Source organism: Neisseria sp. (assembly GCF_030523955.1).
GTDB lineage: Bacteria > Pseudomonadota > Gammaproteobacteria > Burkholderiales > Neisseriaceae > Neisseria.
The window spans coordinates 33,582-58,028 of sequence record NZ_JAUNHL010000013.1; the positions used below are offsets into that span (position 1 = coordinate 33,582).

A 24,447-nucleotide genomic window follows, 5' to 3' on the forward strand; every position below is an offset into this window, starting at 1 on the left:
TCTTTACAGATCCCCGGCTTATAAGCTATATTTAAGCCGATTCGTTACACCTGATTACAAGGCGTAAGCACCGATTTCGATTTCCAGCGGAAAACACTAGTTTAGAGGAGAATTCTTTATGACTGCCAACGCAGCTGAACGCATCAAACACGAAGGCCTGCGCGCCAAAATCATGTCTGCCGAACAAGCAGCCGAATTTGTACAAAACGGCATGACCCTTGCCATCACAGGCTTTACCGGTGCCGGCTATCCCAAAGCCCTGCCCACCGCCATTGCCGAGCGTGCCAAAGCCGCACACGCGCGCGGCGAAGCGTTCGCCATCGGTATGATCACCGGCGCTTCTACCGCCCCCGAATGCGACGGCGTTCTGGCAGCCGCCAATTGTGTCAGCTTCCGCAATCCCTTCCAATCCGATCCCGGCATCCGCAACAGCATTAACGCCGGCAACATCGCCTACCAAGATATGCATTTGTCGCACGTTGAGCAACAAATGCGCCAAGGTTTCTACGGCAACTTCGATATCGCCATCGTCGAAGCCTCCGGCATCACCGCCGACGGTAAAATCATCCCTGCCATGGGCATCGGCCATGGTAACGAAGCGCTGAAAGCAGCTAAAAAAGTCATCATCGAAGTAAATGCCGCGCAAAATGAAAAACTGGAAGGCATGCACGACGTTGTATACGACATCGGCGTACCGCCGCACCGCCAGCCCATTCCGCTCACCGGCCCGTTCGACCGTATCGGATCACCCTATCTCGAATGTGATTTAGACAAGATCGTTGGCGTAGTACTCACCAACAGCGGCGACCGCAACAGCAAGTTCGCCGACCCCGACGACAACTCCAAACGCATCGCCGCGCAAATCATCGACTTCTTCTCGCATGAAGTGAAAGCCGGCCGCCTGCCGAAAAATCTGCTGCCGCTGCAATCGGGCGTGGGCAACGTAGCCAACGCCGTATTGGCCGGCCTGTTGGACGCGCCGTTCGACGATCTCACCGGCTACACCGAAGTGCTGCAAGACGGCATGCTCGATCTGATTATTGCCGGCAAAATGAAATCGGCCTCCGCCACCGCACTCTCGTTCAGCCCCGACGCGCTGCAACGCTTCAACGACAACATCGAGTTTCTGCGCGATAAAATCATCTTGCGCCCGATGGAATACACCAACAACCCCGAACTTATCCGCCGCTTGGGTGTTATCGGCATGAACGCCATGATCGAAGCCGATATCTACGGCAACGTAAACTCCACCCACGTGATGGGCACCAAAATGATGAACGGTATCGGAGGCTCCGGCGACTTCACCCGTAACGCCTTCTTCTCGTTCTTTGTATCGCCCTCGGTAGCCAAAGACGGCGCGATTTCCTGCATCGTGCCAATGGTTTCACACCACGACCACACCGAGCACGATGTGATGTTCATCGTAACCGAGCAAGGCATGGCCGATTTGCGCGGCAAATCACCGCGTCAACGTGCGAAACTTATCATTAACAACTGCGCCCATCCGGATTACCGCGACCAGTTGAACGATTATTTTAACCGCGCCGAAAAAGCCGGCGGCCTGCATACTCCGCACATTCTGAGCGAAGCGCTTTCATGGCACCAACGCTTTGTAGAAACCGGGGATATGCGTATCAAGTAAACGCTATTTGAATTTGAATCATCAAATAGAAACCTCCGCCGATTGCGCGGAGGTTTTTTATGGATAATGCCTGTCTGAAAAATATCTTGCAGATATTTAAATGAAAAATCAGCCCAATCTTTTGATTGGGCTGATTTTAAATTTGGTGCCGGCACCAAGAGTCGAACTCGGGACCTTCTGATTACAAGTCAGCTGCTCTACCAACTGAGCTATACCGGCTAAAGAAGTCGGAATTATAAACGCTTGGTGGAAAGTGTCAACCTCTCTAACGGAGCTTTCGGACAATTTTAAAATAATTGTTTGGATTTACATTATATTTTTATCGAAAATAATGGCCGGATGCTTTGCTATTATTTATCTTTTTTATCTATATTCGTCTTTCCAGCGCTCCAATAAGAAGGCAGCAAGGTTGTATTTTCCGGTTGTTGCAAAAACTCTTTCAGACAGGCCTCGTAATGGTTCAACCGACAGTGGTAATGATGCCAATTTAAACACTGGCCGGCAAAATAATGTGCCAATACTTCGGCCTGTTGTTCCATATTCAAGTCGGAAAATTCAGGCAAACCACCCTCTGCCGCTTGAGGGTAATCATAACAGCGTTTGCGGTAGTAGCCTCCGCGCAAGGCCAGCAGCAAGCCGCCGAGCCAGGTTCGGAATCCTTGTTGCGATTGCCAAACGTGGGTAAGCTCGTGTATCAGCCACACCTGAAAGTGCGGTTCTGCCTCAGTAAAATCTGCCGGACATAAATCACGGGGAAAATAAATATTGCCGTTGGGCGCAACGGCCACTTTCAGGCTCGGCAGCCAGGGAATGCCACGGTAGATTTTTACCTTTTGATAATCTATGCTTTCACCGAATATCTGCCGGGCACAAGCGATTTCTTTATCGGTAAGCCGCCGCCAATGCTTAGCCATTCTGCTTGCGCCTGTTCCAAGAAAAAACGGTATAGGCACGCCAAATCCACAACACGGCAAAATACGCAATCACTGCCAACACCAAGCCCAATATCGGTACGCCGATGAGCAATGGCTTTCCGGCACCCAACAACCATTCCCAAGCACGGCTGAGAAATCCTTCGCCTTGCCACTCCGGCAAGCTTAGTGTGGCAGCAGCATCGATGCCCATCAGCGCTGCACCGATTCGATAAGCCAGATAGTAAAGCGGCATATAGGTTATCGGGTTGGTATAAAGTGTGGAAAAAATGGCTATCGGCAAATTGGTTCGCAAAAAATAGGCAACCAGTAAGGCGCTGAGCATTTGCGTGGGCCCGGGCATCAAACCGCAAAACATTCCTACCGCCACCGATAAGGCTGCTTGCCGGCGGTTCACCGTCCAAAAATAAGGCCGATCAAACCAAGGTGCCAACGGTTTGGTCCAGCGTGATGCAAAAATCTGCTCTTGTTTAGGAAGTTTGTTGCGAAAGGAAATGCGTTTTCGGTTCATGGGGTTTTACAAAAATCTCAGGCATCGGGAAAGGGGAAGATAGTATTGCCGACAAGCAAATACAAGTAGAAGAGGTGTAAATATAATGAAATGTCCCGATCCTGTCTGCATATGGGTTCTTACCCGGGATATGCTGAATGCCTGTCTGAAAGACAAAACGGGAACGCTAATCGTCTTTCAGACAGGCAATGGTTATGGCAATCATCTCATCTATATAATGACTGGAATAATTTAATGATGCTTCATATCATGAGCACCCTGTTGTAATCCGCTACCCTGCATACTTTCTACTTTTACCTGCACCGTTTTCGGTTTGGCATGTTTGAATTTCAAGGTCAGCGGGAAACGGTCGCCGGCATTGAGCGGTTTTTTCAATCCCATCAGCATCACGTGGTAAGCACCGGGTTCCAACTTCACCAATTGCCCGGCCGACAGCGGAATACCGCCTTTAACTTCACGCATTTTCATCACATCGCCTTCGCGCACATGGGTATGGATTTCGACTTTATCGGCAACCGGGCTTGCACCGCCGATGAGTATATCGTTTTGAGCACTTTCATTTTTCAACAGCATAAAAGCACCGCCCATACTCATGCCCTGCAAAGTTGGCCGCGCCCACGGTTGTTCAACCATCATCTCGGCCGCCAATACATTCTGCGTCATGCCCAATGCCAGTAAAGTCCACAATATTTTTTTCATGATAGGATTCCTTGCTGTCGGTATACAGCCTGATAAGTTAAAAAACATTCAATCCGTATTCGCGCCACAACGCCATCAACCACAATATCGCCAACAGCATCAAAGCCACGGTTTGCGCAGCAGAGCAAACATCTTTGGCTCTTTTGGCCAATATATGTTTTTCCAACGAAGTATGATCTACCGCCGCCTCCACCCCAGTATTAAACAACTCGACTATCAAGGTAATAAACGAGGCCATAATCAACATCATGCGGGTAGCCGGCCCGAATGGAAACACGAAACACAAAACCAGCAACACACTGTTGAGATAAACCAATTGGCGGAAACCCTGCTCGGTCATCGCCGCTTTGAAACCATCGATAGAATAACCGCAAGCATTAATGATGCGCTGCAAGCCGGTTTTTCCCTTAATCTGTTCGGCATACGACAGCTCCCTATCCTCACGATTATCATTCATATTGTCATTCCGTCCTTAAAAAACGATTTCAAAACAGCAGCACCTAGCAAAAGAATTATTTTTCACAAGATAGCAAGCGGCAGTCCATACACTACCAACAATCGGCTGAATGCTAAACACTTCCCTTATCTAAAGCAAGCGCTATCGTCAGCAAACCAGAAATTACTTGTTATTTGAATGCCTGTCTGAAAAAATAACGGTTTCGTTCATTCTGTTTACAAAAGAGATACAACATGGTGCAAGAACAATTAAATACGCTCGTTTTACCCGATGCCGAGGGTAACTTCGGCAAACACGGCGGTAAAATCGGCCACCCCGAATTGGCCAAAGCATTGGCCGAAATCGAAACCGGCTTTCGCAACATTATTCAAGACGCCGATTTCATCAGCGAAATGAAACGCCTGCAAGCCACTTATGTCGGCCGCCCCAGCCCGATCTACCACGCCCGCACGCTGTCGCAGCGCGGCGCGCAGATTTATCTGAAACGCGAAGACTTGAATCACACCGGCGCGCATAAAATCAACCACTGCATCGGCGAAGTGCTGCTGGCGAAAAAACTGGGCAAGAAAAAAGTGATTGCCGAAACCGGCGCCGGCCAGCACGGTGTTGCCTTGGCCACCGCCGCCGCGCTGCTGGGTTTGGCATGCGAAATCCACATGGGCGTGGTCGATATCGCCAAAGAACACCCCAATGTTTCGCGCATGAAGATTTTGGGCGCGAAAATCGTACCGGTGTCGGCGGGCGCGGGCACGCTGAAAGAAGCGGTGGACAGCGCATTTGAATCGTATATGGGGCAGCTGGGCGACAGCATGTTCGCCATCGGCTCGGTGGTCGGCCCCGCGCCCTATCCCGAAATGGTGGCTTATTTCCAATCCATCGTCGGCCACGAAGCGCGCGAGCAGTTCCAGACGGCCTACGGCGGCCTGCCCGACGAAGTGATTGCCTGCGTCGGCGGCGGCTCGAATGCGCTGGGCTTGTTTAATGCCTTTATCGACGATAAAAACGTGGAACTAGTGGGCGTGGAACCCGCCGGCGAAGGCTTGGACAAACCCGGCCGCCACGCCGCAACCATGACCTTGGGCAAGTTCGGCAACATTCAGGGCTTCAACTGCTACTATCTGCAAGAAGCCGACGGCACACCTGCCGCCGTGCATTCCATCGCTTCGGGGCTGGACTATCCCGGAGTCGGCCCGCAGCACTGCCACCTGAAAGACAGCGGCCGCGCACGTTACGAAACCGCCACCGATGCCGAATGTTTGGACGCTTTCATGGCCTTGTCGCGCGAAGAAGGCATTATCCCCGCGCTGGAATCCTCGCACGCCGTGGCTTACGCACTTCGCCGCGCAGCCGAACTGGGCAACGGCAAGCGCCTACTGGTGAATCTATCCGGCCGAGGCGATAAAGACATTGATTTTGTATTGGGCAAAATCGAGATTTAAGCGCCGTTGGCGAATATGATGAAAAACCACTCGTGATAAAACCGGGTGGTTTTTGAATGATATGCCTGTCTGAAAATAATTTTTCAGACAGGCATATAGAGCAAATTTAATTACTTCGATACAAAGCCTCAAGCCGATACATCATCATTATCAAAACGCTGCTCACCGTTTTGCCAGTAACTCTGTTTTCCATTACAATCGCATCAATTTACTTTTTTTCACTTTTGTAAACTCAAGGATAAAACATGGCAAGTTTGGAAAACAAGGCAGCGGCGGAAGCAGACCTAGTCTACCGATTGGAAGACAAACCGCCCTTCTTTAATTCGCTGGTGAGTGCTATCACGCATTTGCTGGCGATTTTTGTTCCTATGGTCACGCCGGCGCTAATCGTCGGCAACGTGCTGCAACTTCCGGTCGAGATGACTGCTTACCTGGTCTCCATGTCTATGGTCGCTTCCGGTATCGGCACGTTTTTGCAGGTCAACCGTTTCGGCATCGTCGGCTCCGGGATGCTGTCGATACAGTCGGTGAACTTCTCATTTGTCGGTGTGATGATTTCGCTCGGATTGTCGATGAAAGAAGGTGGATTGGACGAACACACCATGATTTCCACCCTGCTTGGCGTTTCCTTTGCCGGTGCGTTTCTGGTTTGCGCTTCCGCTTGGGCGCTGCCTTATTTGAAACGGGTGATTACGCCTACCGTTAGCGGCGTGGTGGTACTGCTGATCGGCCTAAGCCTGATTGATGTCGGCATTACCGATTTCGGCGGCGGTTTCCATACTAAAAATACACCCGAATTCGGCTCCTTGCAAAATATTGGGCTCGCCTCGTTCGTGCTGATCATCGTGCTGCTGTTCAACTGTATGCGCAATCCATTTTTGCGTATGAGTGGTATTGCGGTCGGGCTGATTGCCGGTTATCTCGCCGCATTGGCCATGGGCATGGTGGATTTTACCCCTTTGCAAAATGCGCCGATGTTTACCATTCCCACCCCGTTCAAATACGGTTTTGCCTTTGACTGGGCGGCATTTTGGGTGGCCGGGGTGATTTATTTGCTGAGCGTATTCGAGGCAGTCGGCGATTTGACGGCTACGGCGATGGTCTCGGCTCAACCCTACGAAGGTGAAGAGTTTCAAAAACGTCTGCGCGGCGGTGTATTGGCCGATGGCTTGGTATCGGTGATTGCTACCGCCTTGGGTTCGCTGCCGCTGACCACTTTTGCGCAAAACAACGGTGTGATTCAAATGACCGGTGTCGCCTCGCGCCATGTGGGCAAATTTATTGCAGCGATTTTGGTGTTGTGCGGCCTGTTTCCTATTATTGGCCGCGCGTTTACCACCATTCCTCATCCGGTATTGGGCGGAGCGATGGTGCTGATGTTCGGCCTGATTGCAATTGCCGGCGTACGCATTATCATGACCCACGGCATCACCCGTCGCGAAGCGGTTATCGCCGCCAGCAGCGTGGGCATAGGCTTGGGTGTGGCTTTTGAGCCTGAAGTGTTCAAACTGTTACCCGAAGTGTTCCGCAATGCCATTGCCGCCGGCGGTATTACCGCGGTGGTGCTGAATTTGATTCTGCCGCACGATAAGCACGATAAAACGGTTTATCTGGCGGAGTAAGTGTGTTCGGATTCCATTACTTCGGTACAAAGCAGCAAACCGATTGGTGAATAAAATGCCTGTCTGAAAACTTTCAGACAGGCATTTCTCAATATATAGCGGATTTAATTAATTTTCGATACAAGGCAGCAAGCCGCAGACAGTACAAGTAGTACGGCAAGGCGCAGCAACGCCGTAGCGAAAGTTAAGTTAATCCGCTATAGAACACGGCTTGCTTCCGGATAACCGTGTTCCCGCTAACACAAGCGATACAATCAATCGGCAGTCGCCGCAGCTCCGCCAACCACACCGGCAACAAACAATGTGTGGTTAACCGACTCTTTGGTAATGGTACGCGGGCAGGAACGGCCGTCTTCTTTAAAGGCATGCAAGCGGCTGGGTTTCAAATAAAGCGTAATCATATCGCCTTCTTTATAACGGCTGTCACCGTGTTGGCGCACGGTAATCGGCTGTTCGCTCTCAGGTGTACGCACATACAGATAAGAGGCTTCGCCCAACTTCTCGATATATTCAATCGCTCCCTTCAGTAGGTTATCGGTTTGATCGGTTGCAATAATCACGTGTTCGGGTCGAATACCGATTTCCAACGGTGTATCGTCCGGCAGCCCGACTGCGTTAATGCGTGCGGTAAAGGTTTGTCCGCCGATATCCACTATCGCCTGTTCCGGGGTGGCGGAACGCAACTTGGCATGAATAAAGTTCATTTTCGGAGAACCGATAAAGCCGGCCACGAACTTGTTTATCGGAAAATGATACAGTTCGAGCGGTGCGCCCACCTGTGCAACCGAACCGTCACGCTCAACGGCCGGGCCTGAGTTCAGCAGGACAATCTTATCAGCCAAGGTCATCGCTTCCACTTGGTCGTGAGTAACGTAAATCATACTGGCACTCAGATTGCTGTGCAGTCTGGCGATTTCGATACGGGTTTGCACACGCAAGGCGGCATCCAGATTTGATAATGGTTCGTCAAACAAAAACACATCCGGGTTGCGCACAATCGCCCGACCGATGGCAACGCGTTGGCGCTGACCGCCTGAAAGCTCTTTAGGCAACCGGTCTAACAGATGATCCAATTGCAGGATTTTGGCCGCTTCTTGGATTTTCTGGTCTATGGTCTGTTTGTCGGTTTTCGCCAGCTTCAAACCGAAAGACAGATTCTCACGAACCGTCATATGCGGATACAAAGCGTAACTTTGGAATACCATAGATACGCCTCGTTCGGACGGTGCTTTCTCGTTCATACGCTTGCCGCCGATGGTCAGCTCGCCGCTGGTAATGCCTTCCAAACCGGCAATCATGCGCAGCAAGGTAGATTTACCGCAACCGGACGGGCCTACAAATACGCAAAACTCGCCTTCTTTAATATGCAGGTTTACATCTTTGATGGTATAGGGATTGTGACCGTATTGTTTGTAGACGTTCTTTAAAACGATCTCTGCCATAATACTCTCCTAAGGGATTCTTTCTTTTCAATAATGTATAAAGGGAACCGTGTTTTAATCGATCCAGGCAAACAAAGTGCCCCATGGCTGTAAAGAAAGAACTTCTTTATCCAGCAGCTTGCTATCCGCTGTTTGCGGCACATCGGCCAATTCTTTCGCTAACACATTAGCAGGCAAAGCATATTCCGCTGTCTGACCCGATAGATTCATCACACACAAAAGTGTTCTGCCGGACTTAACATCGCGGCGAATATAGGCCAATACCTGAGAATGTGCGGCCAGCAGCTCGAACGAACCTGACCACAATACGGCCAATTTCCTGCGTGCCTGCAACCAATCACGGTAATAATTCAACAGACTGCCTGAATCTGCATCTTGCTGATCGACCGCCAACGGCAAATGATTTTGCATCACCGGCAACCACGGCTCGGCATCGGAAAAACCGGCATTGGCAGCACCCGACTGCCACACCATAGGCGTGCGGCAACCGTCGCGCCCGCCTGCTTCCGGCCACATGCTGATGCCGTAAGGATCGCGCAATTGCTCGAAAGTGAGCACGCCTTCGGTCAAACCCAGTTCCTCGCCTTGATACAAGCAAGGACTGCCACGCAAGCTCAACTGCATCGACAAATAAGCGCGCAATGCCTGCGGATCTCCATTCCAACGGGAGGCCAAGCGGGGAGTATCATGGTTACCCAGCGACCAGCACGCCCAGCTGTCTTCCCCGCCTTGTGCAAACTTGTCCAACACTTCATGCAGATAAAGCGGTGATTTTTGTTCGCTGAGCAAGTCGAAGGTGTAAGCAGTATGCAGTTTGTCGCCGTCTGCGGTATAGGCTAACTGCAATTCATACGAATTTTCATCGCCCAATTCACCGACGGTGGTGATGCCTGGATATTCGTCCAACACGGCTCGCATTTCCTGCAACAATTGCAGGTTTTCCGGCTGCGACTTGTCATACAAATGCTTCTGCCAGCTATACGGATTGGTCGGCACCACGCCGCAATCGTTATCGGACGGACGGCCGCGTGCCGGATTGTCGCGCAATTGGGCATCGTGCATATAGAAATTCACCGTATCCAAACGGAAACCATCCACCCCGATATCGAGCCAGAATCGCAATACATCAAACAAGGCGGCGCGCACCTCACGGTTGTGCAGGTTCAAATCCGGCTGGCTGGTCAGGAAGTTATGCATGTAGTATTGCTCGCGGCGTGCATTCCACTGCCAAGCGCTACCGATAAAAATCGACAACCAGTTATTGGGTGGCGAGCCATCTTCTTTAGGGTCGCCCCATACATACCAATCGGCTTTCGGATTATCGCGGCTGGAACTGGATTCGACAAACCAAGGATGAATATCGGCGGTATGGCTCAACACTTGGTCGATAATCACACGCAAGCCCAGCTCATGCGCTTTGGCTACCAAATGTTTGAAGTCATCCAAAGTTCCGAACATCGGATCCACATCGCAATAATCGGAAACATCATAGCCGAAGTCTTTCATCGGCGAAGTGAAAAAGGGTGATAACCAAACGGCATCTACTCCCAAACCGGCAATGTAAGGTAATCTGTCGATGATGCCTTTCAGATCGCCGATACCGTCACCGTTACTGTCTTGATAGGAGCGCGGGTAAATCTGGTAAATCGTGGCACCGCGCCACCATTCCGGATTCGTTTGATTATCCGGATGTTGTAAAAAAGTTTTCATGATTTATCCTTTCACCGCACCACTGGTCAAGCCAGATACAATTTTTCTTTGCAAAATTAACACCATTACCACCAAAGGCAAGGTAACGATTACCGAAGCTGCCATCAGCTTACCCCAAGGCAGCTCTTGCGAGCTTGCACCGCCGCCAATCAAAGAGATCGCCACCGGTACGGTGCGTTCTGCATCATCATTCACAAAAGTGAGCGCAAACAGAAACTCGTTCCACGCCGCTACGAAAGCCAGCAAACCGGTCGATACCAAAGCCGGCCACATCAATGGCATGAATACATCTTTGATAATCTGCCAAGGCGTGCAGCCGTCCATGATGGCCGCCTCCTCGATTTCTTTCGGCAAATCTCGGATGAAGGTCGTCAACACCCATACCGTAAACGGCAACGTGAAAATCAAATACGGCAAGACCAAGCCCATGCTTTTATTGTACAAACCCATTGCCCGCATCATTTCGAACATACCGGCCAATACCGCAACTTGGGGAAACATGGAAACCGCCAATACCATGATCAGCAACAAGCCACGGCCGCGGAATTGAACTCTTCCCAAAGCATAGGCCGCCGTTACCCCTAGGAACAAAGAAGCGGCAACAACCGATATCGATACCAGCAGAGAATTCATGATGTTCAACCAAAAGGGCTGATCCTCATTGTCTAAAATAGAGCTGTAATTGGCAAAGCTCAAACCGGTATTGACCACTTGCGTAACGTCATACAACGCATTACCGGTAAGCAGGGATGACAAAATCGCATAGCCAAACGGGAATAAGGCAAAAAATACGATCAGCAGCACAAACAACCAAAAACAGAGACGCCAAAATAAAGATTTAGGCATAAATTTCTCCTATTAAGCTATAAGCAAACCGTTTCAGACAGGCATTACTTGTCGGCACCGGTTCGCGTCATTTTCATATAGATTAAAGTACAACCTGCGATAATCAGGAACAAAACCGTAGAAGCGGCTGATCCTTCACCGATATAACCATTTGCAATCAGTTTTTCGCGCACGAAACCCGACATACTGATGGTTTGTTCGTTGGTACCGGTCATGATATAAATCACATCGAACACACGCAGCGCATCCAGTAAACGGAAAATCACTGCGACGAACAGCGCCGGTTTGATTAAAGGCAAAGTAACTTTAAAGAAGACTTTAACGGGAGAAATACCGTCGACCTTGGCTGCTTCGTAGCAATCCTTTGGCAACATTTGCAATGCAGCCAGAATCAACAATGCCATAAAAGGCGTGGTTTTCCAGACGTCGGCAATCAATACCGACAGCATCGGATAATCGGTAGTAAAAGCGATACGCTCAAAACCGATGGTAGCCAGAAACAAATTGATGATGCCGAACTGTTGTTGCAGCATCCAATCCCACATTTTCGCCGATACGATGGTCGGAATCGCCCACGGTACCAACACCGCCGTACGCACCAATGCCCTGCCTTTAAATTCGGCATTCAACACCAATGCCACCGCCAAACCCAAGATGGTTTCCAAGGTAACCGACACAAAAGCGAAGAAAAATGTATTTCTTACTGCTTGCCACCATTCGGCACTAATCATCTCGGAACCGGTAAAAAATAAACCGTATTGGCCGATATAGTTGCTCAGCCCGACAAAATTGACATCCGGGCCGGACATCATATCGATTTTGGCATCAGTAAAACTCAGCCAAATGGTACGTGTTAACGGCCATACCGCAACCAAAGTCAGCACAATCAACATCGGCGCCAAAAAGAACCATGCGCTGCGCACCCGCTGCCGGTTTAATTCTGTCTGATTGGATTTCGACATAAATCCTCTCCTCCCAAAATTGGATACAAATAAGGCCAAATCCCACCTGAAAAAGTGCGGGATTTGACCCGTATAGTCTCAGATTACCATTTATCGCCGCGGCGGATTTTGGTTAAATCTTCTTCCAATTTTTTCGCTGCATCCGCACCGTTGGATTTACCGTTCAATACAGAAGAGGTTGCATTCCAGATAGCAGCAGATACTTCGTTGTATTTGTCGCCGGTAACGGTAGAAGGACGCGCAACCGCACTGGTAAACACATCATACAAATCGCCCATGAAAGGAGTGGCTTTCAAAACATCGGCATCTTTATACAGCTCCGGAATAGTCGGGTTATAAGAGCCTTCGATGGCACGCTGTTTCTGAATTTCCGGGCTGGTCAGGAACATCACCAGATCAGCGGCTTCTTTCGGATGTTTGGAATATTTGGAAACCGCCAACTGCCAACCACCCAGAGTCGCAGTAGATTTGCCGCCCTCACCGCCGGCAGGCAGAGGTGAAACGCCCACTTTATCCTTAACTTTGCTGTCATCTTTCTGCATCAGCGACCAAGCATACGGCCAGTTGCGCATGAATACGGCATTACCGTTTTGGAAAATACCGCGCGCTTCTTCTTCGCCGCCATTTAGCACGCTCTTCGGTGAAATGGTGCCTACCCATTTGGCCGCAGTATCAAATGCCGCCGCTGCTTGCGGATTGTTTACGGAAATTTTGCCGTCCGCTTCCACGAAGGAACCGCCGCCGAAACTGCTTACCCATTCCAGAGAGTCACAAGTCAAGCCTTCATAAGCCTTACCTTGGAAAACAAAGCCTTGCATATCTTTATTACCCGCAGCGCGCTCCGCATCTTGAATTTTTTGCGCGGTTTCAGCCATTTCTGCCCAAGTTTTCGGTACAGGAAGATTGTGTTTTTCCAACAAATCTTTACGGTAATACATCAGGCCGCCATCGGTAAACCAAGGCATGGCTATCAATTTGCCGTCAACGGTATTGTTGGCAATGATGGCGGGGAAATGCTTGGATTCTGCGCCGTTGCTGTATTGTTTCAAATCAACCAGATGGTTTTTCAAAATACCCGGCCAAACTACGTCAATCATTACTACGTCCAAATCCGAAGAACCGGCGCCGAACTGCTGGCGGAACAAGGCCAGAATATCGGTACTGGAATTGGGTGCGGTAAACAGTTTTACTTTATTGCCGGTTTTTTGAGCCCAAGCATCAGTTAATTTTTTACACATTTCATAGTCTTGGCCTACCGATCCGCAGGAAATCGTCAACTCTACATTGCCGCCTTTGCTGTCTGCCGGTGCATCCGCTTTAGCGGCATCGCCCTTGTTGCCGCCGCAAGCACCCAGTACCAATACGGCACCGACGGTCATTGTCCATTTGCCGATTTGTTTCCATTCTGCCAATTTAGCCATCATTTCTTCCTATTTCTTAAAAAAGTTTGCGAAGCGTTTAGAATATTTACTCTTAAGCATCGTTCAAATACTGTAAAAAATCCATGTTTCTTATCATATTAATGTTTATATGTTAAAAAACACAAAGATGTGAATATTTTTGTTCACATCCGGCGGCAAAATATAGCAAGTTTTAATAATTGTCAATCAGAAAAGACAAGTTGGATAACCGGCTTGATAGAAGGCATCGTCTAGAAAGCTATGTGTAAGCTTTATGCGGCGGCTCTTTACGGCAAATGCCTGTCTGAAAACTTAGGCGATACAAAAATTGCGATTCGCTTGTTTTCAGACAGGCATTCATCTGGTAAGCCTGTATCAGTTTGCCTGACGCGCTCAGGTTTTCGGCAAAGTCACGCCGGTTTGTCCCATGTATTTGCCATTACGGTCTTTATAAGAGGTTTCGCATATTTCGTCGCTTTCGAAAAACAATACCTGTGCGACACCTTCGCCGGCATAAATCTTGGCCGGCAGCGGCGTGGTATTGGAAAATTCCAAGGTTACATAGCCTTCCCATTCCGGCTCGAACGGGGTGACATTCACAATAATGCCGCAACGCGCGTAAGTGGATTTTCCCAAGCACACGGTTAACACATTGCGCGGGATGCGGAAATATTCCACTGTCCGTGCCAATGCGAAGGAATTGGGCGGAATAATGCAGCAGTCGTCTTCCACGGTAACAAAGTTTTTCGGATCAAAATTTTTCGGGTCGACGATGGTGCTGTTGATATTGGTGAAGATTTTGAATTCATTGGCACAGCGGATGTCATAACCATAGCTGGAAGTGCCGTAGGAAATGATTTTCTGCCCATTGATTTCCTTGACCTGATTAGGCTCGAAAGGCTCGATCATGCCGTGCTCTTCGCTCATGCGGCGTATCCATTTGTCAGACTTAATACTCATTGCTCATTTCCTGATTCAATATTTTTAAAGACGTATTTTCGGTTTACAAACCCAATATCCAAACTGTTTGCCATCCGGTTATCATCAAACGTCGTTTACAAGCACGGCGGTGACGAAATTAACTTAAACCGCAATATACCACACCGATACCGTATTTTCTCGTTCAAACCAATATTGGCATCAATCCTGCCAACCGCCCAGATAAGCCACCAACTCTTGCAACAGGGTGCTAAGCGCATCGGTCATCAGAATCTGCGAGGCGAAGGTGAGGCTGGCGGCATCATCACCGTGGCTTTCCGCTTCTTCCTGCAATACGTCCAGATACTGGATACGCTTAAGAGTGAAATCTTGGGTGAGCACAAAGGCAATCTGTTCGCGCCACACCAGCCCCAGCTGGGTGACGGTTTTGCCGTTTTTCACGTGCTGCACCACTTCATCGGCGGTTAAATCCTGTTTCGACACCTTAACCGTTGCCGCCACATCACCGCTGCCTTTGAGTTCGCAGTCGCTGTCGAGCTCGAAGCCGCCTTCGCAGGCACCGCGCAGCAACCAGTCGGTCATCAGGCTGGCGGGAGATTGCTTGGTATTGGGCAGGCCGGCTTCCAAGCCGCCGAGTGCCTCGCGCAGCTTGGTCAAGAGGTTGTCCGCTTTATTCGGTGATGCGCTGTTGACCAATAAAAAACCGTTGCGGGTATCGAATACCGCTTCGCAACGGCTGGAGCGGGTAAACGCGCGCGGCAGCAAATCATCGGTAATCTGCTCTTTCAATTCCTGCTTCTCTTTACGGCCGACATTGCGGCCTTCGTTTTCCTGAATTTCGGCAACGCGTTCGTCCAAAATATCGCGGATAACGCCGGCAGGCAGCACTTTTTCTTCCTTCTTCAATGCCACCCGCCAAGTGTAGTCGGCCGGGAATACGGTTTCGGGCGAAAACGAAACCGGTGCGGCAAAACCTTCGCTAAACCAATCTAACCCCATACACGGAGCAAATTCCGCTTCGCCAAGCTTGGCAGCGAGCGTTTCCAATTCGGGAAGCTTTTCTAAATTGAGGGGATAAAAACTGATTTGCTTAAACCACATAACAGATGCTTTCTTTAATCTTATGTTACAAAGCCGGCTATTATAGCAAAATGCCTGTCTGAAAGCTTTCAGACAGGCATTTTATCGGTGCGATCATGCTTAATCGGCCGGTTGTCCGGCTACATTTTCCAGCGCCAGCATACGCTGTTCGTCGGCCTTGACCGTATTGCCGGTTTCGTCAAACACCTTGGCCAAAGCCAAACGTGCCTGCATGCCAGGGCGTACGGCCAAGCTGGCTTCCAGATAACCCTGCGCCTTGCCCCACAACTGCTGGCTGTATGCCAGCTGGCCGAGGTAAAGCAGCAAATCGGCATCCTGCGGATTGGCTTTCAACCAGCCTTCGGCCATATCGATGGCTTTGCGCTGCTCGCGGCCGCCCAAGAAATTCACACTGTGCACGAATACCGCCAACAAACCGCTCTGCGGGTTTTGCGGATAATATTTGCCCACCCAGTCCACAGCATCGTTATACAAACCCAATGCCGCATATTTTTCTGCAATCGCCACACACAAACTGCTGCTTTTTTCTTTCTCCGGAATCCGTTTCAGACAGGCCTTCAAAGCGCTCGCATCGCCCGCCAAAGCCAACAGACGGCGGTATGACCAATCCTGATATTGCGCCGCTTCGTTTTCGTTAATGGCGCCGGCTTTCAGCAGTTTTTCGGTACGCTCCAAAGCTTCGGCCGCATCGCCGTGATCCAGCGCATAGCGCAATTGCAGTTTCACCAAGCGGGTGAGCGTGGGATTAATCTGGGTGGCTGCGGTAATATTCGTGCGCGCCGCTTCATAATCGCGACGGCTCAAGGCGCTTTCCGCCAACAACAGGTAGCGGGATAACTGCTGTTTCTGCGGCAAATGCTCGATTTCCTGCAAATAGCGGTCGCGCAACTCGATATCGTCCATCTGATCGGCCGCGTGTGCGCCCAACATCAAAGCCAGCGTACGGTTATCACCCGCTTCTTTATTGGCCAGCACTTTGGCTGCTTCCTCCTCGGTTTTCTGAAACCTACCTTCGAAAAAGGCCAAACCGGCGGCATTCAGATCAACCGTTGCTTTGCGGCCCTTGCGCGCAGTACCGAAACGCTGCATACGGCCCGGCACGTTCAATATACCGGCCAACAGCCCGAACAGCAGATACAGTACCGCCACCAAAACCAGCAAGCCGATGATAAAGGCAATCAGATTGATGCGTATCATGGTCTGTTCGGCCACAATATAAACATTACCGCTATAAATGCTGGCGGCAACTGCCAATCCGGCGGCAACGGCAAAAAGAATAATCGTCCAAATCAGGCCTTTCATGCTTGATCCCCTTTCACACCGGCGGCGGGTGCAGCGGGTTTAGCCGGCTGTTGGCTTTGCGGTGCTTTATCAGCCGGCTTGGCCGCAGAAGCGGGAGCGGCAGAAGCGGCGGCTTTTGCCGGCTCGGAAGCTTGGGTTGGCGGCGCAGAAGCAGCCGGCGCAGAAGCCGAAGCGGCAGGTGCGCTGGCAGCTGCCGGTGCGGAAGCGCTCTGCACCGGGCTGGCAGCAGAACCGACATCAATGCTGCCTACCCGTACGCTGTCTTGATAACTGCGCACGGCTGCGATACTGGCTTTCAGCGCATCATCGGAAATCGAGCGGATATCAAGCGCTTTCAGTTCGCCCAATTCTTTCAACCATGACTGCGTAGCCGGCGAATTCACATCGAAATATTGCTTCACCGCTGCTTCTGCATCGTTCAAATCGGCCTGATAAATTTCACCGTTGCGCTGCATCAGCGAAGTGCGCGCATCCAATAGGCGCAAACGCAGGTTTTCGCGAACGAAATAAGCCTGCTCCGGCGAAATCAGCATCGCGTCATTGCTGTTGATCTTGCGGACTTCCACCAAGCCTTTGAGGCTGTTTAAGGTTTTATCCCAAGCATTTTCCCACCAAGAAGCACCTGTTTGGGCTTGTGCTTCGGCAGCAGCAGCGGCTTTGCTCGGCTGAAGCGTACTGTCCACCGACAAGGGCAGGCTGGCTACCGCAGTCTCCAAACGGTTCAAGCGTAGCGACGCGCTCGATACGTCGACATAAGGGCGGTTTTTCAAAGCGGCCAAATCGCTGCTGACGGCTTGCTTAATCGGCAGCAATTCCGGCTGATCGAAACGGTTCAGGCGGCCTTCCACGCTTTGTAAAACATTAATCACTACCGGTACGTTACCCGACAGCATCAGCTGTTGTGCAGCGGTGTTCAATGTGGATTCGGTTTCGTCCACCACCCAATTCACCCTGCTTTTCAGCAACTCCTGATAAGCGCGTTGCGTATTGGCAATGGCCTCTGCATTCTGCTTGGCCGCTCCGCCAAGCTGGCCGATCGCCGCTTCGATCTGGCTTTGGCGGCGCAGTGTTTCTTGCAGCATACTGGCATTGTTACTCTCGCCCAAAGCCGCTTTATCCAGCTTGTTCTCGACATTGAGCTCTTGATTTTTTAAAACATTCTGCCCCTGTACAAACAAGAAACCGCTGGCGCCCAAGCCCAATAGCGCCAAAATCAAGGCGCCTGCCGCCAAGCCTTTGCCGCCGGATTGTTTGATCACCACCGGCGCAACTGTCGGGGCGGCGTTTTGTTCGTTTTTACTGGGCTCTGTCATGGGGGTTCCTGTCTGGTTGTTTTTAGAATAAGGGGCGGAATGCCGGGTTTCGGCTGAATCCGCAACTTCTGGCGTTTCGTGTTTTTGCGGTTGTCTGTCGGATTCTGACGGCCGATGCGCATTTCCGCCGCTGTCGACGGTAATGACATTCCGCTCCGTTTCTTCCGGCAGCGTATTTTTTTGCTGATTATCTTCGCTCATCGGTTTTGTGCTCCGTGTAACGATTTCAGAAAGTGTTCATCCAGCCGTTCGACCACCTCTACTTGAGTGGCACCGGCCTGATAAAGGGCCTCGGCGATTTTAGAGTGATGCACTAAGTATAACAAGGATTTTAAACTTTGCGCCAATTCGGGCGGCGCTTGCCCAAACAGCAAGCGCACGAGTTCGGCGGAAGTTACCCAAGCCGCAAGCGGCTTTGCGGCACGGTAGGCCGCCCAATCCAAAGCTTGCGGCTCGCGCCGGTAAACGGCGGCGCGTACCACCTGCCAACCACGTTCGGCCAATACAGCCGCCAATAAATTGCGCCCGCCTTCGCCGCTTACAATCAATAATCTGCCGGCAATTTGCTGCTGCCAGAATGGCAGGCGCAATACCGCTTCGCTGTCCTGCCCGTCTGCCGGCGCAATCACCTGCCGGCAACCGGCTTCGCGCAAAGCCTGTGCCGTCGCCCGGCCAACCGCAATATTGGGTTTGTTGCGGTAATCTTCGGCAGACAAGGCGGCTATGCCTGTCTGAACCGCACCGGGGCTTACCCAAAATACCGCATCTGCCCCGACGTATTGCGCCGGCAAGTCCGCCAGCGCCGCTGCCTGCGGTTCAATTTTTTGCGGGCTGAACCATAAGGGCCGCCAGCCGGCGGCACGGCAAACTTCCGTATCAGCCGTCTGCCGCCCTTGCGTGCGGACAATTAAGATTACCGGTGCGCCTTTTTCCTGTTCAGACAGGCATTTATCCTCAAATTTCATCTCGTACAAAGCATTTACTTTTATTCAGCTTTACTGCTTCTGTTCGGCCAGAATCGATTGAATCAAGGTTTTGGCACCGGCATCGGCTAGTTTTTCGGCCACTCTGCGGCCTAATTCTTCGGCATAAGCTATGGCCGCTTCTCCTTCTGCTTCCAACATTTCGCTGCCGTCCGGCCGGCCGACAAAACCGCGCAACCTCAACATACCGTTTTGTTCCGTGCAATAAGCCGCCAAAGGTACTTGGCAACTGCCGTCCAAGGCGCGCGACAAGGCACGTTCGGCACTCACGCAGGCATGGGTTTGCGGATGGTTGAGCGGGTTAAGCACTTCCAGCAAATCCAGGCGGTGGGCGGCGATTTCGATGCCCAAAGCGCCCTGCCCCGCAGCGGGCAAGCTCTCTTGTTCGCTTAAGGTATCGCGGATGCGGTCGTGCAAGCCCAGCCGCTCCAGCCCGGCTTTAGCCAGAATAATCGCATCGTACTCGCCATTATCCAGCTTGCCCAAACGGGTTTGCAGGTTGCCGCGCAAGGGTTTGACCACCAAATGCGGGAAACGTGCGCGCAACAGCGCTTCGCGGCGCAGGCTGGAAGTCCCGACCACCGCGCCTGCCGGCAAATCCTGCAAGCTCTCGTAACGGTTGGAAACAAAGGCATCAAACGGGCTGGCGCGTTCGCCAATCGCCGCCAGTGTAAAACCGTGCGGCAATTCCATCGGCACGTCTTTGATCGAATGTACCGCCAAATCGGCGCGTCCGTCTGCCAGCGCCTGCTCCAGTTCTTTAATAAACAGCCCTTTGCCGCCTATTTTCGACAAGGTAACGTTCAATATCTGGTCGCCGCGCGTAGTCATCCCCAAAATGCTGACTTCGCATTCGGGATACAGCGCTTCCAATTGGGCTTTGATGTGCCCGGCCTGCCATAAGGCCAATTTGCTTTCGCGGCTGGCGATAACCAGTTTTTTAGGTGTTGTCATAAAATCAAACCCGTTAGACATTAAATTGACAAGTAATACAAATCGGCCTGAGTGTAGCAGAAATGCCTGTCTGAAACATCTTTTCAGACAGGCATTGCTTCTATTTGGGCGGCTCGATCAATTTGTCGCGCAAAGGCTGATTCATTAAATCGGCCAATGTATAGCCGTCCAGATAATGAAGAAACTGCTGCAACGCACCGTTTAAAACACCGGCAAAACGGCAGCTTGGCGTTAGAATACAATTGCCGTTGCTTCCCATACATTCGACAATCGGAAAAGGCTCCAACTCGCGCACCACCTCTCCGATACAGATTTCTTCCGCCGGTTTTCCCAGCCGCAATCCGCCGCCCTTGCCGCGCACGCCTTCAAGAAAACCGGCTTTTACCAAAGCCGTAACGACTTTCATCAGATGGCTTTTGGAAATACCGTAAGCCTCGGCAATCGAGCTGATGTTGACTAATTTATCCTGATTGGCCGCGGCATAAATCAATACCCTCAGCGCATAATCAGTGTACTGGGTCAAATACATTGCGGTTACCCCTAATAAGTTTCATAATAGATGAAAGTTTAAATATACGATTTGCCGCCGTTTACCACGCTATTTATCGTTTACCCCGATGCGCACACAGCCTAACGGCAAATTCATACCCACACAAACTAAAACCGGCAAAGCGATTTTAAATCAAACGTTTTATCCGGTTAAGCATGGAAAGAAATATTTACTCTAGAAATTACTACTCCAGCCAAACCGGCGCCGCCGATTCAGGAATCCTTTATGAAACGCCACGCAACCCTCATCGAACTTTCCCACGACCACCATCATACACTGGCGATGGCCGCCCGTATTTTACGCGATCCGCAAGCCGACCACAGCATAGACATCCGCAACCACAGTCGCGATTTACTGGAACACTTTACCCGAGAAGAGCAACAATTCGCCCCGCTTTGGCAAAAACTGCCGGATCACAACCTGCGCCTGCGTTTTGAGCGCGACCATACCGCTTTGCGCGAACTGTTAAGCCAGCCGCAATATGGCGAACCGCAATGGCAAAACATGCTGGCGGAACGTTTGCGCGATCATGTGCGCTTTGAAGAGCGCGAATTGTTTGAAGCGCTGGCAAAGTATGCGCTTTAAATCCACCGGAAATTTGGCATGGCTGTTTGCCAACCGAAAGCTAAGCGCATTCCCTATCCGATTCGTATCCGAACCTTTCAAACCTTGTTGCTTATTTTATAAAATCCGTATCTCTTTTGTTTTTCAGACAGGCATTACGATCCGAATGCCTGTCTGAAAAAATGGAAAAGCCCTTAATCAAGAGAATCATCATGCTCAAACACCCTGTTTTCGCAATGGCGTTCCGCCCGCTTTATCTGCTGGCCGCCCTCTACGGCGCGGTTTCCATTTTAATGTGGAGCTTCGGCTGGTACAGTACCCTGCAATTGCCTGCTTATTTCTGGCATGCCCACGAAATGATTTGGGGCTATGCCGGCGCCATCGTCGTTGCCTTTCTGTTAACCGCCGTAGCCACTTGGACCGGCCAACCACCGGTACGCGGCGCCCGGCTGGCCGGCTTGGTCGGTTTGTGGCTGATTGCACGCATTGCCACCTTATTCCCGCAAGGCGCTGCCGTCAGCGGCATCGCCGGCACCGCCTTCTTCTGGCTGGCGGCTGCCCTGATGGCGGCACCGGTAATCAAAAGCCGCAACGGCAACAACTATATCGCCGTGGTTGCCTTAGCGGCCTTCGGTTTGTCGCACGCCGTATTCCATCTATATTTGACACAACCGCTGTTTGACGGCAGCGCACTGTTCAACGGCCTGCTCGCCGGCTTGTTTATGGTAAGCGGTTTTATCGGCCTGATCGGCACCCGCATCATTTCCTTTTTCACCTCCCGCCGCCTCAATACTGCGCAAGTTGCCAATCCGAAATGGACGGCATTCGCCGCTCTTTTGCTGCCGTTAACCGCCGCCTTATCGACCATGCTGCAACTGTTTCCCGCGTTGGCCGCCCTCTGCGCCGTGGCCGCCGGCCTGCTCGGCTTGGTACAAACCGTACGCTGGTTTGAAAAAGGCGTATTGCGCGAACCTTTATTATGGGTACTGTTTGCCGGCTATCTGTTTGCATCGCTGGGTTTGGCGGTATTGGGCGTATCGCAATGGATGAAATCCTACATCCTCACCAATATGGGCGTACACCTGATTGCCGTAGGCGGCATCGGCCTGTTAACGCTGGGCATGATGGTACGCACCGCACTTGGCCACACCGGCCGGCCGCTCTATCCCGTACCCAAACCGATGACTGCCGCATTCGTTTTGATGCTGGCTGCCGCCCTCTGCCGCGCCGCTTCCGCCGCCTTGGTAGCAGTCAACACTACCGCCTATCTGCACAGCATGCGCCTCTCCGCCGTATTGTTTGCCGCCGCCCTAGTGCTGTATATCTACCGCTATCTGCCTTGGCTCACACAACCGCGCATCGACGGCAAAGCAGGCTGAAACGTTTTTTACCGGTATATCTTGCTACTTGCCATACCAAGAGGTACCGCCAGAAAACGTTGCGACGGCATTTTTGGTTAAAATCCGCACCTGCCGTCGCAAGCATTTCTGACGAGATGCCCTAAAGGCCTGTCTGAATCCGGTTCAGACAGGCCTTTTTCCTTCCATCCTTCGTTCTATTTTTTCCATTCATCCGACTGTTTTAACATCTATCCCGCCGGCGTTATCGAAATGCAGGCGCCCGTACAACCATCCGCAAACACAACAGTCTTTTCAGACAGGCATTATCCGATTACACTTCCATTCTGCTTTTTGAATGACAACAGCAAAAAAGGATACACAACATGAGCGCTTTGCCCAAAATCAAAATCGGCATCGTCGGAGCCACCGGCTATACCGGCGTCGAACTCTTGCGCCTTCTGGCCGGCCACCCTCACGCCGAAGTCACCGCCATTACCAGCCGCGGCGAAGCCGGCATACACATCGCCGATTACTTTCCCAACCTGCGCCATGTTTACGACCTACATTTCCAAACCCCCGATGAAGCCGGGCTGGAAAATTGCGACGTCGTCTTCTTCGCCACCCCGCACGGCGTCGCCATGCAGGATGCCCCCGCACTATTGGAAAAAGGCGTACGCGTGATCGACCTCTCCGCCGATTACCGCCTGCAAGACGTACCCGTATGGGAGCATTGGTACAAACACACCCACAGCAGTACCGAAACCCTCAAAGAAGCGGTTTACGGCCTTTGCGAAATGAACCGCGACGCCATCGCACAAGCCCGCCTGATCGCCGTACCCGGCTGCTACCCCACCTGCGTCTCGCTCGCCCTGCTGCCTTTATTGAAAGCCGGCGTACTGCAAGAAGGCATGCCGCTGATTGCCGACTGCAAATCCGGCGTATCCGGTGCCGGCCGCAAAGCCAGCGTAGGCACCCTGTTTTGCGAAGCGGGCGACAACTTCAAAGCCTACGGTGTCGCCGGCCACCGCCATCTGCCCGAAATCAAGCAAACCATCAATCGGCTGCAAGCGGGTATAGCCGACGGCTTTGTGTTCGTTCCCCACCTCACCCCGATGATACGCGGCATGCACGCCACCACCTATGTGCACCTGAAAAACGGTACCGACCCGCTCGCACTGCTGAACAACTTCTACCGCGAGAGTCCTTTCGTCGACGTCATGCCTTACGGCAGCACTCCGGAAACCCGCAGCGTGCGCGGCGCCAACATCTGCCGCATCAGCGTGCAACAAGCACCGGAAAGCGATTTATGGATACTGATGAGTGTGCAAGACAATCTGGTGAAAGGCGCCGCCGGCCAAGCCATCCAAAACATGAACATCATGTACAACCTGTCCGAAACAGCCGGTTTACAAAATACCCCGCTGCTGCCCTAATCTGAAAAACAATGCCTGTCTGAAACGTTCAGACAGGCAAAGACCTTCGAAAAATTCTTTTCGGAACTTCAAATACTTACGCCATGCTCGGGCTTGGCCCGAGTATGACGAAAATTGATCAATTCAGGATTAAAACGGCTTTTTGCAAAGCCCTCAAAGCATTGTTTTTTCTACCAACAGCTCATCTTTATAGCGGATTAACTTAGAATAGCGGATTAACTTAGAGCGTATAGTCATAATGCTTACGAAGCGGTTTTTTGAGCTTGAATTGACAATCTAAGTGCAACAAATGCGAAGAGGTGCCCA

Annotated in this window: 22 protein-coding genes and 1 tRNA gene; 6 read left to right on the top strand and 17 right to left on the bottom strand. The window is 51.3% G+C overall.

Annotated elements, in window-relative coordinates; genetic code table 11:
• Window positions 1–118: 118 nt before the first annotated feature.
• Entirely contained in the window at window positions 119–1,642 is a 1,524-nt protein-coding gene (locus Q4C79_RS04235) for an acetyl-CoA hydrolase/transferase family protein (protein ID WP_303089783.1), read from the top strand.
• Window positions 1,643–1,785: 143 nt separating this feature from the next.
• On the opposite strand, the gene Q4C79_RS04240 is transcribed toward Q4C79_RS04235, so the two are convergent.
• The 5 genes from Q4C79_RS04240 to Q4C79_RS04260 form a co-directional block, all read right to left on the bottom strand.
• Window positions 1,786–1,861: transfer RNA gene (locus Q4C79_RS04240), tRNA-Thr, on the bottom strand.
• A 131-nt stretch (window positions 1,862–1,992) separates the two neighbouring features.
• On the bottom strand, window positions 1,993–2,556 hold the full coding sequence (locus Q4C79_RS04245) for a type IV secretion protein Rhs (RefSeq protein ID WP_303089784.1): 564 nt from the start codon (window positions 2,554–2,556) through the stop codon (window positions 1,993–1,995).
• Window positions 2,549–3,085, bottom strand: a complete 537-nt coding sequence (locus Q4C79_RS04250) for a DUF2062 domain-containing protein (protein WP_303089785.1) — start codon at window positions 3,083–3,085, stop codon at window positions 2,549–2,551. The genes Q4C79_RS04245 and Q4C79_RS04250 overlap by 8 nt, the downstream gene beginning before the upstream one ends.
• A gap of 231 nt (window positions 3,086–3,316) precedes the next feature.
• The gene (locus Q4C79_RS04255; protein WP_303089786.1) at window positions 3,317–3,784 is read right to left on the bottom strand and encodes a copper chaperone PCu(A)C; all 468 of its coding nucleotides are present in this window, start codon (window positions 3,782–3,784) and stop codon (window positions 3,317–3,319) included.
• Window positions 3,785–3,821: 37 nt separating this feature from the next.
• Entirely contained in the window at window positions 3,822–4,241 is a 420-nt protein-coding gene (locus tag Q4C79_RS04260; protein ID WP_303089787.1) for a diacylglycerol kinase, read from the bottom strand.
• Between the two features lie 233 nt (window positions 4,242–4,474).
• On the opposite strand from Q4C79_RS04260, the gene trpB reads away from it, so the two are divergent.
• Together trpB and Q4C79_RS04270 are read left to right on the top strand one after the other, a co-directional pair.
• Window positions 4,475–5,680, top strand: a complete 1,206-nt coding sequence (gene trpB / locus Q4C79_RS04265; RefSeq protein WP_303089788.1) for a tryptophan synthase subunit beta — start codon at window positions 4,475–4,477, stop codon at window positions 5,678–5,680.
• A gap of 245 nt (window positions 5,681–5,925) precedes the next feature.
• Window positions 5,926–7,302, top strand: a complete 1,377-nt coding sequence (locus Q4C79_RS04270; protein ID WP_303089789.1) for a nucleobase:cation symporter-2 family protein — start codon at window positions 5,926–5,928, stop codon at window positions 7,300–7,302.
• 254 nt (window positions 7,303–7,556) lie between these two features.
• Here the strand turns inward: Q4C79_RS04270 and Q4C79_RS04275 are convergent, their stop codons facing one another.
• The 12 genes from Q4C79_RS04275 to Q4C79_RS04330 form a co-directional block, all read right to left on the bottom strand.
• Window positions 7,557–8,744, bottom strand: coding sequence for an ABC transporter ATP-binding protein (locus Q4C79_RS04275; RefSeq protein WP_303089790.1), 1,188 nt, complete (start codon window positions 8,742–8,744; stop codon window positions 7,557–7,559).
• A gap of 54 nt (window positions 8,745–8,798) precedes the next feature.
• Window positions 8,799–10,454, bottom strand: coding sequence for an alpha-glucosidase family protein (locus Q4C79_RS04280; RefSeq protein ID WP_303089791.1), 1,656 nt, complete (start codon window positions 10,452–10,454; stop codon window positions 8,799–8,801).
• Window positions 10,455–10,457: 3 nt separating this feature from the next.
• Complete coding sequence (locus Q4C79_RS04285) at window positions 10,458–11,300, bottom strand: carbohydrate ABC transporter permease (RefSeq protein WP_303089792.1); 843 nt, start codon at window positions 11,298–11,300, stop codon at window positions 10,458–10,460.
• A 44-nt stretch (window positions 11,301–11,344) separates the two neighbouring features.
• Window positions 11,345–12,262 (bottom strand): carbohydrate ABC transporter permease, encoded by a 918-nt coding sequence (locus tag Q4C79_RS04290; protein ID WP_303089793.1) that lies wholly within the window; start codon window positions 12,260–12,262, stop codon window positions 11,345–11,347.
• Between the two features lie 83 nt (window positions 12,263–12,345).
• A complete protein-coding gene (locus Q4C79_RS04295) occupies window positions 12,346–13,686 on the bottom strand; it encodes an ABC transporter substrate-binding protein (protein ID WP_303089794.1) in 1,341 nt (446 codons plus the stop codon).
• A gap of 369 nt (window positions 13,687–14,055) precedes the next feature.
• Window positions 14,056–14,622 carry a dCTP deaminase gene (dcd, locus tag Q4C79_RS04300; RefSeq protein ID WP_303089795.1) on the bottom strand — a complete coding sequence of 189 codons (567 nt, stop codon included), beginning with the start codon at window positions 14,620–14,622 and terminating at the stop codon, window positions 14,056–14,058.
• Between the two features lie 180 nt (window positions 14,623–14,802).
• Complete coding sequence (locus Q4C79_RS04305) at window positions 14,803–15,702, bottom strand: recombination-associated protein RdgC (RefSeq protein ID WP_303089796.1); 900 nt, start codon at window positions 15,700–15,702, stop codon at window positions 14,803–14,805.
• A gap of 99 nt (window positions 15,703–15,801) precedes the next feature.
• A complete protein-coding gene (locus Q4C79_RS04310) occupies window positions 15,802–17,004 on the bottom strand; it encodes a heme biosynthesis HemY N-terminal domain-containing protein (RefSeq protein ID WP_303089797.1) in 1,203 nt (400 codons plus the stop codon).
• Window positions 17,001–18,518: a uroporphyrinogen-III C-methyltransferase gene (locus Q4C79_RS04315; protein ID WP_303089798.1), complete on the bottom strand. Its 1,518-nt coding sequence runs from the start codon at window positions 18,516–18,518 to the stop codon at window positions 17,001–17,003. Before Q4C79_RS04315 ends, Q4C79_RS04310 begins: the two co-directional genes overlap by 4 nt.
• Window positions 18,515–19,282 carry a uroporphyrinogen-III synthase gene (locus tag Q4C79_RS04320; protein WP_303089799.1) on the bottom strand — a complete coding sequence of 256 codons (768 nt, stop codon included), beginning with the start codon at window positions 19,280–19,282 and terminating at the stop codon, window positions 18,515–18,517. The genes Q4C79_RS04315 and Q4C79_RS04320 overlap by 4 nt, the downstream gene beginning before the upstream one ends.
• Window positions 19,283–19,312: 30 nt before the next feature.
• Complete coding sequence (gene hemC / locus Q4C79_RS04325) at window positions 19,313–20,254, bottom strand: hydroxymethylbilane synthase (protein WP_303089800.1); 942 nt, start codon at window positions 20,252–20,254, stop codon at window positions 19,313–19,315.
• 100 nt (window positions 20,255–20,354) lie between these two features.
• Window positions 20,355–20,783: an Rrf2 family transcriptional regulator gene (locus Q4C79_RS04330; protein WP_303089801.1), complete on the bottom strand. Its 429-nt coding sequence runs from the start codon at window positions 20,781–20,783 to the stop codon at window positions 20,355–20,357.
• Between the two features lie 246 nt (window positions 20,784–21,029).
• Between Q4C79_RS04330 and Q4C79_RS04335 the strand changes: the two genes are divergently transcribed.
• The 3 genes from Q4C79_RS04335 to argC all read left to right on the top strand — a co-directional run bounded on the left by Q4C79_RS04335 (window position 21,030) and on the right by argC (window position 24,141).
• On the top strand, window positions 21,030–21,389 hold the full coding sequence (locus tag Q4C79_RS04335; RefSeq protein WP_303089802.1) for a hemerythrin domain-containing protein: 360 nt from the start codon (window positions 21,030–21,032) through the stop codon (window positions 21,387–21,389).
• Window positions 21,390–21,580: 191 nt separating this feature from the next.
• Window positions 21,581–22,747 (top strand): NnrS family protein, encoded by a 1,167-nt coding sequence (locus tag Q4C79_RS04340; RefSeq protein ID WP_303089803.1) that lies wholly within the window; start codon window positions 21,581–21,583, stop codon window positions 22,745–22,747.
• 344 nt (window positions 22,748–23,091) lie between these two features.
• Window positions 23,092–24,141 carry an N-acetyl-gamma-glutamyl-phosphate reductase gene (gene argC, locus Q4C79_RS04345; protein WP_303089804.1) on the top strand — a complete coding sequence of 350 codons (1,050 nt, stop codon included), beginning with the start codon at window positions 23,092–23,094 and terminating at the stop codon, window positions 24,139–24,141.
• Window positions 24,142–24,447 lie beyond the last annotated feature (306 nt).